Below are 14,598 nucleotides of genomic sequence, written 5' to 3' on the forward strand. Positions count from 1 at the left end.
AGCCCATGGGGGCGACCCACTGCGCAGCAGGCGCACCTGGCCTGCCGTTGTCTATCCAGGCATCAATGTGTCGGATAAGGGTCAGGATTCAGAATAAAAATGGCTGCCAGTGGCAGCCATTTTTTTGTTTCGACTAAGCTTCTCAGGAGATCTTCTCCGGCGCTTCCGTGTTGATCTCCAGTTCGCCATCTTTGACATCCACATGGGCGATGCCACCGGACTCGAGTTTGCCAAACAGGATTTCATCGGCCAGCGGCCGTTTCAGCAGATCCTTGACCACTCTGGCCATAGGTCTGGCCCCCATGGTCTTGTCGTACCCCTTCTCGGCCAGCAAGGTTCTGGCTTCATCACTGACTTCCAGCGTCACCCCTTTCTGATCCAACTGTGCCTGCAGCTCGACCAGGAACTTGTCCACCACCTTGGCGATAATGGTCATATCCAGATGGTTGAACCAGATAATGGAGTCGAGTCGGTTGCGAAACTCGGGCGAGAACACCTTATTGATCTCCGACATCGCATCCTGGCTGTGATCCTGCTGTTTGAAGCCAATGGACTTACGCACCGTTTCCTGCACCCCGGCGTTGGTGGTCATCACTAGGGTCACGTTGCGAAAATCCGCCTTGCGGCCGTTGTTATCGGTCAAAGTGCCGTGATCCATTACCTGCAGCAGCAGGTTATAGATATCCGGATGCGCCTTTTCGATTTCATCGAGCAGCACCACACAGTGAGGCGTCTTGATCACGGCATCGGTCAGCAAACCACCCTGATCGTAGCCGACATAACCCGGAGGCGCGCCAATCAAACGCGACACAGTATGACTTTCCATATATTCGGACATATCGAAGCGGATAAGCTTGAGGCCGAGGCATGCCGCCAACTGGTTGGTCACCTCAGTCTTACCCACCCCGGTTGGGCCGGCAAACAGGAAGCTCCCCACTGGTTTGTTTTCATTGCCAAGACCACTGCGTGCCAGCCGAATCGCCGCGCTGAGACTCTCTATCGCCTTGTCCTGACCGAACACCACCATCTTCAGGTTGCGTTCCAGGTTTTTCAGCAAGTCCTTCTCGGAAGACGTCACTGTTTTTTCCGGGATCCTAGCCATCTTGGCGATGATGGTTTCAATCTCGCTCTGACCCACTGTTTTCTTGCGTTTGCTCTGTGGCATCATCGCCATCCGCGCCCCCGCTTCGTCGATCACATCGATGGCCTTATCCGGTAGATGTCTGTCGTTGATATGCTTATCCGACAGGCTGGCGGCACAAGCCAAGGCGGCTTGGGTATAACGCACTCCATGATGCTCTTCGTAACGACTCTTGAGCCCCTGAAGTATCTTGGTGGTTTCGGCCACCGAAGGTTCGTGAATGTCCACCTTCTGAAAGCGCCGCGCCAATGCTCTGTCCTTCTCAAAGATGCTTTGATATTCCTGAAAAGTAGTAGAGCCCATACAGCGCAGATTACCGCTGGAGAGCAAGGGCTTGAGCAGGTTGGATGCATCCATCACCCCACCGGATGCCGCACCGGCACCGATAATGGTATGGATTTCATCGATGAACAGAATCGCATTATGATCCGCGGTCAGCTCTTTAAGCAGACTCTTGAAGCGTTTCTCGAAGTCGCCGCGATACTTGGTGCCGGCCAACAGCGCGCCGAGATCCAGAGAGTAGACGGTCGCTTCGCTGATCACCTCAGGCACAGACTCATTGACTATCCGATAGGCCAAACCTTCGGCGATGGCAGTCTTTCCGACGCCGGCTTCGCCCACCAGCAGCGGGTTATTCTTGCGACGACGGCAAAGAATTTGAATCGAGCGTTCAATTTCGTTGTCGCGGCCGATAAGCGGATCTATCTTGCCCTGTTTGGCCATCTCATTGAGATTGCTGGCAAACTGAGCCAGCATGCTGCGCTCTTCTGTGGCTTCGGATTGATCTTCCAGGCTTTCCTGCGAACCCGGAGCATCGGCCTCATCGTTCTTGGCAAAGCCGTGAGAAATATAATTCACTACATCCAGGCGGGTAATATCGTAACGGCGCAGCAGATAAACCGCCTGGGACTCCTGTTCGCTGAAAATGGCCACCAGCACGTTGGCGCCGGTTACCTCATTGCGACCTGACGACTGCACATGAAATACAGCCCGTTGCAACACCCGCTGGAAACCCAGTGTCGGCTGGGTCTCACGCTCGTCATCAGGGTCACTGATAATAGGCGTGGTTTGATTAATAAAGTTGGCAACGTCCTCTTTGAGTCGGTCGATATTGGCACCACAGGCGAGTAAGGCATCTCTTGCGGCAGGGTTATCGGTCAGCGCCAGCAGCAGGTGCTCAACCGTCATATATTCGTGACGGGCATCTCTGGCTTGTTGGAATGCCAGGTTCAAGGTCACTTCAAGATCTTTGTTCAGCATACGCACCCCCTAAAAAACTACAGAGACAGGCTGGTTAAGCTTCCTCTAACGAACACAGTAACGGATGTTGGTTTTGTCTTGCAAACTGATTTACCTGAACCACTTTGGTTTCGGCTATCCCGAATGGATAAATGCCACAAACCGCCTTTCCCTGATGATGTATGGTCAACATAATGTCCGTGGCTTCCTGTTCATTCTTACGAAAGAACAGCTGCAGTACCTCCACAACAAAGTCCATTGGGGTATAGTCATCGTTGTTCAGAATCACTTTATACATTGGAGGCGGTTGCAGTTCCTGCTCAACCCCTTCCTCCACACGTTCTATCTGTCCAGTCTTACCCATGATTCAATATTAGCCTCTCAATTTGGCTTCTACCAACACACTATGCCCGGCTGCATTTTAAAGTAGCGCCTGGCGAGACTTGGGCGGCATGGCCCTTTGTCACACTATACTCTGGCGCGGCGGCGCTTGTCTAAGGCGTTTCTAACTCATGCTTATTTTTCAATCGGTTAAAACGAAACCACCGAAATCAAGTTCGGCAAACTCCAGGGCAACCTGTTCAGACAAAATGCAGCCGTAACAAAATTCCCCCGGACTCGCCCCAAAACAATGTTGTTTTTTTGTTAATTTCAGCTTGACATCCAGCAACACTACTTACATTCTGTTATCTGAGCGACTGCTAAAGCGCTCAAAAGTTTTACTATCTTACTGGGAAGCAGACAATAGAAGGAAGTGGAAGTATGGCAAGCGGAACTGTTAAATGGTTCAACAACGCCAAAGGATTCGGGTTTATCTGCCCTGATGAAGGTGGTGAGGATGTTTTTGCGCACTATTCAACCATTGAAATGGAAGGCTATAGAACTCTAAAAGCAGGCCAACCTGTTGAATTTCAAGTTGAGAAGGGCCCAAAGGGTATGCATGCCTCGGCTATCTCTCCAGTTAAATGACCGGGTGAACAGAGATGAAAAAAGGCGGGGTCATCCCCGCCTTTTTAATGCTTACTTGGCAATTGAATGAGGGATAACTCCCTCATTCAACTTTTAACATCAAGCGCTCAGAAGGCGATTCAGGCTGGCACTTGGGCGCATAGCCTGCTCGGCTTTAACAGGATCCAGCTTATAGTAACCACCCAGTTCAACGGCGGCTCCCTGAGCACCATTGAGTTCAGCCACTATCTGCTCTTCTGCAGCCACCAGGCCTTCGGCCAGAGGCGCAAAATAAGCTTTCAGCTCGGCATCCTTGTCCTGCTTGGCCAACGCGCTGGCCCAGTATTGCGCCAGGAAGTAATGACTGCCGCGGTTATCCAACTGCCCCACTTTACGAGATGGTGACTTGTTGTTATCCAGGAACTGCCCTATTGCCTGATCCAGGCAATCAGCCATCACCTGAGCCTTGGCATTGGCCGTCGTCTGGCTTAGGTGCTCGAGTGAGGCTCCCAACGCCAGAAACTCGCCCAGAGAATCCCAACGCAGGTGGTTTTCCTCTTCAAACTGCTGTACATGCTTGGGTGCACTGCCGCCGGCACCTGTCTCGAACAGACCGCCACCATTCATCAGCGGGACGATTGACAGCATCTTGGCACTGGTACCCAGCTCAAGAATAGGGAACAAGTCGGTGAGGTAGTCACGCAGCACGTTACCTGTTACCGAAATCGTGTCCTTACCGGCTTTAATACGTTCAAGGGAGAAACGGGCCGCCTTTTCAGGTGACATGATGTGCAACTCAAGCCCATCGGTATCATGCTCAGGCAGGTAGGCATTCACCTTGGCGATCACCTGGGCATCGTGGGCACGATTTTCATCCAGCCAGAATACCGCCGGGGTGTTGCTCAGTCTGGCGCGGCGTACGGCCAGCTTGACCCAGTCGCGAATTGGTGCATCTTTTACTTGGCACATGCGCCAGATATCACCGGCTTCAACGGCGTGGGACATAAGCAGGTTGCCGTCCTTGTCCAGTACTTTGACGGTACCGGCCGCAGGGATTTCAAAGGTCTTGTCATGGCTACCGTACTCTTCGGCCTTCTGGGCCATCAGTCCCACGTTTGGCACACTACCCATGGTCGCAGGATCGAAGGCGCCATGTTCTTTACAGAAACTGATGGTTTCCTGGTAAACACCGGCATAGCAACGATCCGGGATCAGCGCCTTGGTATCTTTCAACTGACCATCCGGGCCCCACATCTGACCACTGGAGCGGATAGCAGCAGGCATGGAAGCATCGATAATCACATCGCTTGGCACGTGAAGGTTGGTGATGCCCTTGTCTGAGTTCACCATCGCCAGCTCAGGGCGGCTCTGGTAGACGGCGGCGATATCGGCTTCAATGGCCGCTTTCTGCTCGGCCGGCAACTTAGCTATCTTGGCATAGACATCACCCAGACCATTGTTGACGTCCACACCCAGCTCACGCAAAGTTTCACCGTGTTTGGCGAATACATCTTTGTAGAACACCTTCACCGCATGGCCGAACATAATCGGATCGGACACTTTCATCATGGTGGCTTTCAGATGCAGCGACAGCAGTACATCTTCTTGGCGGGCGGCTTCAATTTCGCGCTCGAAGAAGGCGGTCAGTTCGCGCTTGCTCATAACGGCCGCATCTATGATTTCACCTGCCAGCAACTCAAGCCCCTGCTTGAGCACCAGTTGGCCGCCATCGTTTTGTTCCAGCACTATGCTGACAGTATCGGCATCTTTGAGGGTAACGGACTGCTCGCTGCCGTAGAAATCCCCTTGTTGCATATGAGCCACATGAGACTTGGAGTCCTTGCTCCAGGCACCCATTGAATGCGGGTGCTTACGGGCATAGTTCTTGACCGAAGTTGGGGCGCGGCGGTCTGAGTTCCCTTCACGCAGCACAGGGTTTACCGCACTGCCCTTGATCTTGTCATAACGGGCCTTGATTTCCCGCTCTTCATCGCTTTTGGCTTCGGCCGGATAATCGGGCAGATCATAACCTTTGGCCTGCAACTCTTTGATACAAGCCTGCAGCTGAGGAATGGAGGCGCTGATATTGGGCAGTTTGATAATATTGGCTTCGGGCTGAGTCGCCAGTTCACCAAGCTCCGCCAGATGATCACCGATACGCTGCGCTTCGGTCAGACGCTCGGGGAAAGCGGCAATCACACGGCCGGAAAGAGAAATATCGCGGGTTTCGACATTGATGCCGGCTGCCTGGGTAAAAGTTTTGATGATAGGCAGTAGAGATAAGGTCGCCAAAGCCGGCGCTTCATCTGTCTGCGTATAGATGATAGTGGGGTTTTTATCAGTCATTTTCAGTCCTACGCTTTTTATAAAAATAAGTTGTTATAAGTGTTGTTATTTTTTGGGTTTTCCTAACCTTTTCTGGCCCAAGGTAGCACCTTTGCTCACCGTTGATATAGATCCGGTCGAGGGGCGCGAAAATTGGTTGTAGATCACAATTTGGCGAACATCATAGAGCATTCCGGCCAAGATTCAAATTCCACTATAGGCGAGTGCCGGGTACACTCTGTTAAAAGTTCCAAACCTGCGCTGCCGTCAGGCGGGGCATAGGTGTTACACTCTGGCATATCGCTTTTAAATGGTCAGAGCACATAGCTCAAGCAGCCAGGATATCTCAATGAATTCGCCAGTCTCTCACTCAAAATCCAAACGCCAGCCAAGCACAGATAAACCCCATGGTTGTAAAAAAGCTGGCAGCGAAAAGGAAGCGCATTCAAGCAGCGGGAATAAAAACAAACCAGCGTCATCTTCCAGGGGCCCACGAATGGATAAGACAACCAAGGGAGCGGGCCTTAGTCGTAACCGTAAAAGACAGAGTCCATATAACCAGAGCCAAGGTTCCAAACACCTGCGGCCAAAGACACAATCTCTCTCGATTGCAGAAACCCAGGTGGTACTGCTGAATAAACCCTTCGATGTGTTATGCCAGTTTACCGACGAAGGCGGACGGCGCACGCTCAAAGATCTGCTGCCCATTGCCGGTGTTTATGCCGCAGGCCGTCTGGACAGAGACAGCGAGGGCCTGCTACTGCTCACCAATAACGGTCAACTGCAGGCCAAGCTGACCCAACCCAATAAACACACTTACAAGACCTACTGGGTACAGGTGGAAGGCGATGTTGATGACACCGCGATTCAAGCCTTGCGTCAGGGCGTTGAGTTGAAAGATGGCCCCACCCTGCCTGCCAAGGTGCGCCGTTTGCAGTCACCCGAATCTTTGTGGCCACGCAATCCCCCTATACGTGAGCGGCGCAATATCCCCACCACTTGGCTGGAGATCTGTATCCGTGAGGGGCGCAATCGTCAGGTGCGACGGATGACAGCTCATGTCGGGTTTCCCACTTTAAGATTGATACGTTATGCCATAGGCGCTCTCAGCCTGGGTAGCGAGCAAGGGCAATGCCTGCAGCCCGGTGAATATCGTACTCTTTCCGACGTGGCGATTAAGGAGCTTCTCCATGACTAACCGTTATCGCCCCAATGTGACAGTAGCCTGTATTATTGAGGCCGAGAATCGTTTTCTGCTGGTCGAAGAGTTGATAGACGGCCAGCAAAAATTCAACCAACCGGCCGGTCACTTAGAAGCAAGCGAAAGCCTTATCGATGCCTGTCGCCGCGAGGTGCTCGAAGAAACCGGCCTGACAGTCACCCCTGAAGCTCTGGTGCGGATAGATCAGTTCAGCGTTTCCAAGGAGCTGGCCTTTTTACGTTTCACCTTCTGTGCCCGCTTGGCTGAGTGTCAGAGTACCAAGCCTTTGGACGTCGCCATCAAGGCCGCCCATTGGTTGAGTATGGATGAAATCACCGCTCTGGGCCCCAAGCTTCGTAGCCCCTTGGTCAGCGCCACGCTGGAGAGCTATTTGCAGGGACAACGGCTGCCGTTATCTTTGCTCAATAGCGAGCTGTTGTGATTAGCTCTGGGCACCAAGGCATGATAGAATACGCCCCCGCAGAAACTGGGCGCCTTATGGCTGTTTACCTGCCCTCGCTTCACGCCGATAACAGGCGGCAAGAACCGGGCTCAAACAGCAGTTTTCTTTTCGAGCGTCCATGAATGAATTCAACGGTTTTAGGATCTATGACAGCTAACACTCCCAATGCATCAGGAAAAAAAGTCATTGTCGGCATGTCCGGCGGTGTCGACTCATCTGTTTCAGCCTATCTGCTGCTCCAGCAGGGCTATCAGGTAGAAGGCCTGTTCATGAAGAACTGGGAAGAAGATGACACCGACGAATATTGCTCTGCCGCCGAAGATTTAAAAGATGCCCAGGCTGTCTGTGACAAGCTGGGGATCAAGTTGCACACGGTCAACTTTGCCGCCGAATACTGGGACAATGTATTCGAGTACTTTCTGGCCGAATACAAGGCGGGACGCACGCCTAACCCGGACATCATGTGCAACAAGGAGATTAAGTTCAAAGCCTTCCTTGAATTTGCCGATGACATTCTCGATGCCGACTATATCGCCATGGGGCACTATGTGCGCCGCCGTGATACCGACGGTAAGACCCAGTTACTTCGCGGCATAGATGGCAACAAGGATCAGAGCTACTTCCTCTATACCTTGAGTCATCAACAGGTGGCGCGTAGCCTGTTCCCGGTCGGAGAACTGGAAAAACCCGAAGTTCGCCGCATCGCTGAAGAGCAAGGACTGGTCACCTTCAACAAGAAAGACAGCACAGGTATCTGTTTTATCGGTGAGCGCAAGTTCACTGAATTCCTTGGCACTTACCTGCCCGCCCAACCGGGCAAAATCGAAAATGTCGACGGTGAAGTCATAGGCGAGCACCAAGGGCTGATGTACCACACTCTGGGCCAACGTAAGGGGCTTGGGATTGGCGGCATGAAAAACAGCAATGACAATCCCTGGTATGTGGTCGACAAAGATCTGAAACGTAATGTATTGGTTGTCGCCCAAGGCGGCCAGCATCCGAGACTCATGTCGGTTGGCCTCACCGCTAGACAGCTGCACTGGGTCGACAGACAGGGCCCGGCCGATGGCGCCAAGATCACGGTCAAGACCCGTTATCGCCAGCAGGATATCCCCTGCACTGTTTATATCCAGGGTGATGATGAGCTGAGAGTGATCTTCGATGAGCCGGTAGCGGCAGTCACGCCCGGGCAGTCGGCAGTATTCTACGACGGTGAAGTCTGCCTGGGTGGCGGTATCATAGAAACCCTGATTAGGGAGTAATCATTGAGCGAGCAATTGCATGACCGCACCATGGCATTTGCCGGCATTTTGCAGGCTATCGCCCAGGTGCAATATATCGCCCGCCACGGGGAAAGCGATCCGCAGCAGTTGGCGGCGGCACTCGATGGCATCATGGTGACAGATCCCGAGAATATCGATGAGATCTATCCCGATAAGTTAGTACTGGCCAACGGCTATAAGTGGATTATCAATCAACTGGGTGACAGTGCCCAGAAAGATGTGGAAATCACCCGTTATCTGGTCGGCATTCTGGCGCTTGAGCGTAAACTGAGTCGCAACCGGGCAGCGCTCGGAATGCTGTCTGAGCGCATCAATCAGGTGCATCGCCAACTGAGCCACTTTGCCATAACCGACGAGCAGGTTATCGCCAACCTAGCCAGTATCTATAGCGATATCATCAGTAGTTTGGGACCTAAGATCCAAATATCGGGCAACCCCAACATACTGCAGCGGCCACTGGTTCAACATAAAATACGCGCCTTGTTGCTGGCAGCAATGCGCAGTGCCGTACTCTGGCGTCAACTGGGCGGTAAACGCAGACATCTGGTGTTTGCTCGCAAGGCGATCGTCGATACAGCTAAGAAAAGCCTCACCCTATAATAAAGCCAAGTTCATCAAGGAGCTTATAATGGATCTTTCCGCACTGACTGCTATCTCACCGGTAGACGGGCGTTATGGTAGTAAAACCGCCGAACTTCGGGGGATATTCAGCGAGTACGGTCTTACCAAGTATCGTGTTCAGGTCGAAATCAACTGGCTGAAGCTGCTTTCCAGCTGCCCTGAAATCGAAGAAGTCCCCCCCTTCAGTGAAGAGGCTCTGGCATTACTGGACAATATTCGCGACAACTTCAGCGAAGCCGATGCCCTGAGAGTCAAAACCATCGAAGCCACCACCAACCATGACGTCAAGGCGGTGGAATACTTCATCAAGGAAAAAATCGCCGACAATGCCGAGCTGGCCGCCATAGGCGAGTTCGTGCACTTTGCCTGCACCAGTGAAGACATCAACAACCTGTCCCACGGCCTGATGCTGACCGAAGCCCGTGAACAGGTACTGCTGCCATACTGCCAGAAGCTGGTAGAGGCTGTTAAAGAGCTGGCCAGACGTTACAAGACTGTGCCTCTGATGTCCCGTACTCACGGCCAACCCGCCTCGCCTTCGACTCTGGGTAAAGAGATGGCCAACGTGGCCGTACGTCTCGAGCGCCAACTCAAGCAAATTGAAGCGGTTGAGATCATGGGTAAGATCAACGGCGCCGTGGGTAACTACAACGCCCACCTGTCGGCCTACCCAGAAGTTAACTGGCACGAACTGTCACAGCGCTTTGTCACCAGCCTGGGGCTGAACTGGAACCCCTACACCACTCAGATTGAACCGCACGACTATATTGCCGAGCTGTTCGATGCCGTGGCCCGTTTCAATACCGTGCTGATTGATTTTGACCGTGATATCTGGGGTTATATCGCCCTGGGTCACTTCAAGCAGAAGACAGTGGCCGGTGAAATCGGCTCATCCACCATGCCGCACAAGGTTAACCCTATCGACTTTGAAAACTCGGAAGGTAACCTGGGCATAGCCAACGCCCTGATGCAGCATCTGGCCAGCAAACTGCCGGTTTCTCGCTGGCAGCGCGATCTGACCGACTCCACAGTACTGCGTAACCTGGGTGTGGGTATAGCCCACTCGCTGATCGCCTACCAGGCCACACTCAAGGGTGTCAGTAAACTGGAAGTCAACGAGGCGCATCTGCGCGATGAACTGGATCACAACTGGGAAGTGCTGGCCGAGCCGGTACAGACAGTCATGCGCCGCTATGGCATCGAAAAGCCTTACGAGAAGCTCAAGGAGCTGACCCGTGGCAAGCGTATCGATGGTCAGCAGCTGGCGGCCTTTATCGACGGTTTGGAACTGCCAGAGCAAGTGAAACACGAACTCAAGCAAATGACACCGGCCAACTACATAGGCCGCGCCGAAGCCTTTGTCGATGATTTGAACTAATAGCCTCTTGACTGTCACGGGCGGTACTGGTTTCCAGTACCGCCTTTTTTCTCCCGGGGTTTATGCCATTGCAAGCGGGATAACTGACTGGCCATTGAAACGGTTTAAGGATTGGATAACAGACTGGCCATTGAAACGGTTTAAGGATTGGATAACAGATGACGAACACTTACCAGCTGACTCTAGACAGCGATGCCTTTGTTAAAGAGGTGTGGCAGCAACAACCCAAGGTGATCAGACAAGCCTTCAAGGACTTTGTCGATCCTATCGCCGCCGATGAGCTGGCGGGCCTCGCCTGTGAAGAGGAGATCTCCTCACGGGTAGTACTCACCAAGGGGCAGGACTGGGAAGTGATCTCAGGCCCATTTGAAGACTATGACAAGTTCGGTGAAGAAAACTGGCAACTGCTGGTGCAGTCCGTCAACCACTGGTATCCGGACTCACAGGCCCTGGTGGAAGCCTTCCGCTTCCTGCCGGACTGGCGCTTCGATGACCTGATGGTGTCCTTTGCCACGCCCGGTGGCGGTGTCGGCCCCCATATCGATAACTATGATGTCTTTATCATTCAAGGTGAGGGACGCAGACGCTGGACCGTCGGTGCCAAGGGCCAATACGCCAAGCGCGGCAATAACCCCAATACCCCTTTGATTGAAGACTTTGAGCCTATTATAGATACAGTGCTGGAACCCGGCGACATGCTGTATATTCCGCCCGGTTTTCCTCACAGGGGCGAGACCTTGACCCTGGCACTGTCTTACTCGGTAGGCTTCCGGGCACCGAGTCAGCAAGAACTTATCAGCGAAATGGCCGACTTTATGCTTGATCAGGATCTCGGCCACAAACGCTTCACTTCGGGTGAAGAAGCCGGGCAACCTGCGCTGATCGCCAAGAGCCAGCAACAGGGGATGATGGCGCTGCTGAAAGAGCTGACTGAAAACCCTGACTATTACCAGGGCATGCTGGGCAAGTTGCTGAGTCAGAACCGCTTTGAGCTGGATATTTGCCAGGGTGAGCCTATAAGTACCGAGGAGCTCAGAGAAGCCGCGGCCGAAGGCGCTGTATTCAAGCGCATCGGTGGGCTTAAAATTCTCATGCTGGAAGAGGACCCCAACTGCCGACTGTTTATCAATGGGGAAGCCTTTGAATTGCCGCAAGGCAGTGAAGAGCAGGCGCAATTTATTGCCCATCGCACCAGCATCAGCGGCGAAGATCTCAAATCATTGCTGCACTATGAGGCGATAGCTGCGCTGCTGTGCAACCTGCTTGAAAAAGGATACTTCTACCTCAGTGATGAAGAATAAATCCTTTCATTACTCCCTTATATAAGCCAGCAAGTAAGGATGGGGCGTTTAGCGTCAAGCCCCTTCTCTGCTTGCGTGGTTTCACGCCAGCCCGATACCAAGACAGCTTAAACTCGGAAAAATGACAAGGTCTAAACCGCGATAACCAGATGTTGGCGGTATGCCAACTCCAAACACTAGCCTTCTTTCTTCATTAAACATTGCCGTCTTGGCTGCACCTTCAACAAAATGGGCAAGGCGCTAACGACCAATGACAGAACCCAAAGGAGTTATCGCGGCAACAAACGGCTATGCTTAACTCCTGGGCTTAGAAATCATCAGCGGCTTATGGCCTCAGTTTGTGGGTTACCAAGCTTAAGGTTCTCGGAGAACAATCTTATCAGTTGCTCCCAAGGAGAAGGTATGAAGCACTATCGAGGCAGTTGCCTTTGCGGCAAAGTTCGTTTTGAAATCAGCGCTGAGCTGCAGCAATTCTTTTTGTGTCACTGCAGTCGCTGCCGCAAGGATTCAGGTTCGGCCCATAGTGCCAATCTGTTTTCAGACAGCGCCGAGTTAACCTGGCTCAGTGGCCAGGACGCCATTACTGCGTTTACCCTGCCCGGTACCCGCCACAGCCGCCACTTTTGCGCCGTTTGCGGCTCGGCGCTGCCCAAAGCGGTCGAAGGTGGCCACCTGCTGCAAATACCCGCAGGTAGCCTGGACGATGAGCCGGGGCTGACTCCCCAGGCGCACATTTTTTGTCAAACGCGCGCCGCTTGGGATCAGGCTTTGGAGCAAGTGCCCTGCCTGGAGCAGGGCCCGGTTTAAGAGTATAGGGCTCCGCCTGTGATGATGGCGCCTACTGTCAGTCCGCGTAGCGGTGCCTGACTCGGAAGCGGTTATCTCAGCAGCGATTACCTCGGAAGCTGAGACTTATGATCCCGGATTTACCGCCAACTCCACCATGGCGGCGGTGTACATCTTAAGGTTCAGCTGCAACTGCTCGCGGGTGATGAACTCATGTTCGCTGTGGCCTGTATACTCGACACCCGGCATGGCCGGACCAAAACTGAGGGCATTGGGAAACAGTTTACTGTTGGTGGAACCGCCAATAGCGACAGGTTTAGGGTCGGCAATACCAGTAAACTCGGCAAACACATTGAGCAGAGTTTGCAGATGCGGCGCCTTATCCATCACCTTGGGCTCGCCCCAATAACTGCTGACATCGACCAGAGTCACACCGTGGGATTGCTGCCAACCGCCCAGCGCCGCAGACAGCTGTTTATCCAAGGTTTTCGGGCTCTTGCCTATGGGGCGCCTTAGGTTAAGCGTAATGCTGGTACCCCCCTGCCCCCACTCCACCACAGTCGGCGCCAGCGACATAGGCCCCATAAAATCATCGCTATAGCCCAGCTCACCAAAGCGCTCGGCATAGAGGTCCAAGCCTATCATTTCATTGATAAATGCCAGGGTTAATGCCGACTGGCTCGGCGCGAATGCCTCAGACTCCAACAGCGCAGCCAGATGCGTTACTGCATTGACACCATCTTCAGGGGTTGAGGAATGGGCCGATTTGCCATTGGCGGCGATCTCCAGGCTGTCGAAATCCAGGGTAAAATCATAGCGCATCCCCTGCTGGGACTCTGCGGCGCGTTGCAAACGGCTGACCATGGCGCTGTCGGCTCCGCGGATCAGGGCCAAGGCCTGCTGAGGGATCTGACTGGCAAATGAGCCACCGCTGAAATGCTGCAGCTGCGGTTTATCGAAATTAGGCGCCTTTACTTTGGGTTCAGGTATGGTGAGTTTTATCTGACTCCAGCCCTTCTCGGCGGTGACTACAGGATATTCGGCGTCTATGGTGATATTCATATCGGCCGCTTGATAGTCCTTGAGAAACACTTTCAGCGGCTCCCAGTCCGACTCCTCGGCCAGATATACCATGAGTTCAATGCGGCGATTCAGTTTTACCGACTTGTCCTTGAGCGCCTTCATGGCGTACATGGCGGTGACTATCGGCCCCTTATCATCTTCGGTGCCGCGGCCTATCAGCTTGCCCGGTTGCGATTGAGTATCCAGTTGATAGGGACTCTGGTGCCAAAGGGTTGAATTGGCCGGCTGCACATCCCCGTGGGTAATGATGCCTAGCTTGTTAGCGCCGCCGCCCCTGTCTTCGCCAAGGCCTATCAAGATCACATAACCGTGATCGGCATAATCCAACCCCAACTGCTCAGCTTGGGCCTTGAGCGCCTGCTTGAAGCCGATGAATTCCGGATTGGTGTCGGGCGTCAACCCTGGGATAGCCTCGGTATTGAAGTACACCAACTCGGCGAGGCTCTGTTCCATCTCGCTGCCATAGCGGTCAAGGCTGTACTGGGCCAAGGTTTTCGACAGTGGCGAGACTTGACTCAATGCAGACTCTGTACCTTGGGCAGCACTTACGCTTGAAATATGGCTTGAAACCTGGCTCGAGGGCTGAGCCGTAAGGCCGCTCTCTGCACTTACAAAAGGAGCAAACAAGCACAGGGACAGCGACAGGGATAAACGGGAAACTGTTCTAATCATCATGGCAGGGTGGCTTTTGTTATCTTTTATTTTCAATGGCCTGAGAGTGTGCCACAGATACAGTTTCGATACTGCATTCGCTAAATTTTGTTACAAACTAAACAGGACAAAATTGGCCTTTTTCAATACGGCATGTTACTAAGGACGGCTTCGGCGC

12 protein-coding genes are annotated in these 14,598 nt (G+C 53.1%); 8 read left to right on the forward strand and 4 right to left on the reverse strand.

The features are described 5' to 3' along the window. Positions 1-142: 142 nt before the first annotated feature. The gene (gene clpA / locus CBE72_RS06140) at positions 143-2,401 is read right to left on the reverse strand and encodes an ATP-dependent Clp protease ATP-binding subunit ClpA (protein ID WP_100142765.1); all 2,259 of its coding nucleotides are present in this window, start codon (positions 2,399-2,401) and stop codon (positions 143-145) included. Between the two features lie 34 nt (positions 2,402-2,435). Next, positions 2,436-2,744, reverse strand: coding sequence for an ATP-dependent Clp protease adapter ClpS (clpS, locus tag CBE72_RS06145; RefSeq protein ID WP_100142766.1), 309 nt, complete (start codon positions 2,742-2,744; stop codon positions 2,436-2,438). A 398-nt stretch (positions 2,745-3,142) separates the two neighbouring features. Here clpS and cspD point away from each other — a divergent pair, with 398 nt between their 5' ends. Next, positions 3,143-3,349 (forward strand): cold shock domain-containing protein CspD, encoded by a 207-nt coding sequence (cspD, locus tag CBE72_RS06150; RefSeq protein WP_025011178.1) that lies wholly within the window; start codon positions 3,143-3,145, stop codon positions 3,347-3,349. Positions 3,350-3,448: 99 nt separating this feature from the next. On the opposite strand, the gene CBE72_RS06155 is transcribed toward cspD, so the two are convergent. Further along, a complete protein-coding gene (locus CBE72_RS06155; RefSeq protein ID WP_100142767.1) occupies positions 3,449-5,674 on the reverse strand; it encodes an NADP-dependent isocitrate dehydrogenase in 2,226 nt (741 codons plus the stop codon). A 475-nt stretch (positions 5,675-6,149) separates the two neighbouring features. On the opposite strand from CBE72_RS06155, the gene CBE72_RS06160 reads away from it, so the two are divergent. From CBE72_RS06160 to CBE72_RS06190, 7 genes are all read left to right on the forward strand, one after another. After that, positions 6,150-6,851 carry a pseudouridine synthase gene (locus CBE72_RS06160; RefSeq protein ID WP_100142768.1) on the forward strand — a complete coding sequence of 234 codons (702 nt, stop codon included), beginning with the start codon at positions 6,150-6,152 and terminating at the stop codon, positions 6,849-6,851. Further along, entirely contained in the window at positions 6,844-7,296 is a 453-nt protein-coding gene (locus CBE72_RS06165; RefSeq protein ID WP_100142769.1) for an NUDIX hydrolase, read from the forward strand. The genes CBE72_RS06160 and CBE72_RS06165 overlap by 8 nt, the downstream gene beginning before the upstream one ends. A 167-nt stretch (positions 7,297-7,463) precedes the next feature. Beyond that, positions 7,464-8,579, forward strand: a complete 1,116-nt coding sequence (gene mnmA, locus CBE72_RS06170) for a tRNA 2-thiouridine(34) synthase MnmA (protein ID WP_100142770.1) — start codon at positions 7,464-7,466, stop codon at positions 8,577-8,579. Positions 8,580-8,582: 3 nt separating this feature from the next. Next, the gene (gene hflD, locus CBE72_RS06175; RefSeq protein ID WP_100142771.1) at positions 8,583-9,200 is read left to right on the forward strand and encodes a high frequency lysogenization protein HflD; all 618 of its coding nucleotides are present in this window, start codon (positions 8,583-8,585) and stop codon (positions 9,198-9,200) included. A 28-nt stretch (positions 9,201-9,228) separates the two neighbouring features. Further along, positions 9,229-10,599, forward strand: a complete 1,371-nt coding sequence (gene purB, locus CBE72_RS06180; protein ID WP_100142772.1) for an adenylosuccinate lyase — start codon at positions 9,229-9,231, stop codon at positions 10,597-10,599. 158 nt (positions 10,600-10,757) lie between these two features. Continuing rightward, entirely contained in the window at positions 10,758-11,900 is a 1,143-nt protein-coding gene (locus tag CBE72_RS06185) for a ribosomal protein uL16 3-hydroxylase (RefSeq protein ID WP_100142773.1), read from the forward strand. Positions 11,901-12,302: 402 nt separating this feature from the next. Continuing rightward, the gene (locus CBE72_RS06190; protein ID WP_054743826.1) at positions 12,303-12,707 is read left to right on the forward strand and encodes a GFA family protein; all 405 of its coding nucleotides are present in this window, start codon (positions 12,303-12,305) and stop codon (positions 12,705-12,707) included. Positions 12,708-12,812: 105 nt separating this feature from the next. Here CBE72_RS06190 and CBE72_RS06195 read toward each other — a convergent pair whose 3' ends face one another. Further along, the gene (locus tag CBE72_RS06195; protein ID WP_373289216.1) at positions 12,813-14,444 is read right to left on the reverse strand and encodes a dipeptidase; all 1,632 of its coding nucleotides are present in this window, start codon (positions 14,442-14,444) and stop codon (positions 12,813-12,815) included. Between the last annotated feature and the right edge of the window lie 154 nt (positions 14,445-14,598).

This window comes from Shewanella carassii (assembly GCF_002777975.1).
GTDB classification, from domain to species: domain Bacteria; phylum Pseudomonadota; class Gammaproteobacteria; order Enterobacterales; family Shewanellaceae; genus Shewanella; species Shewanella carassii.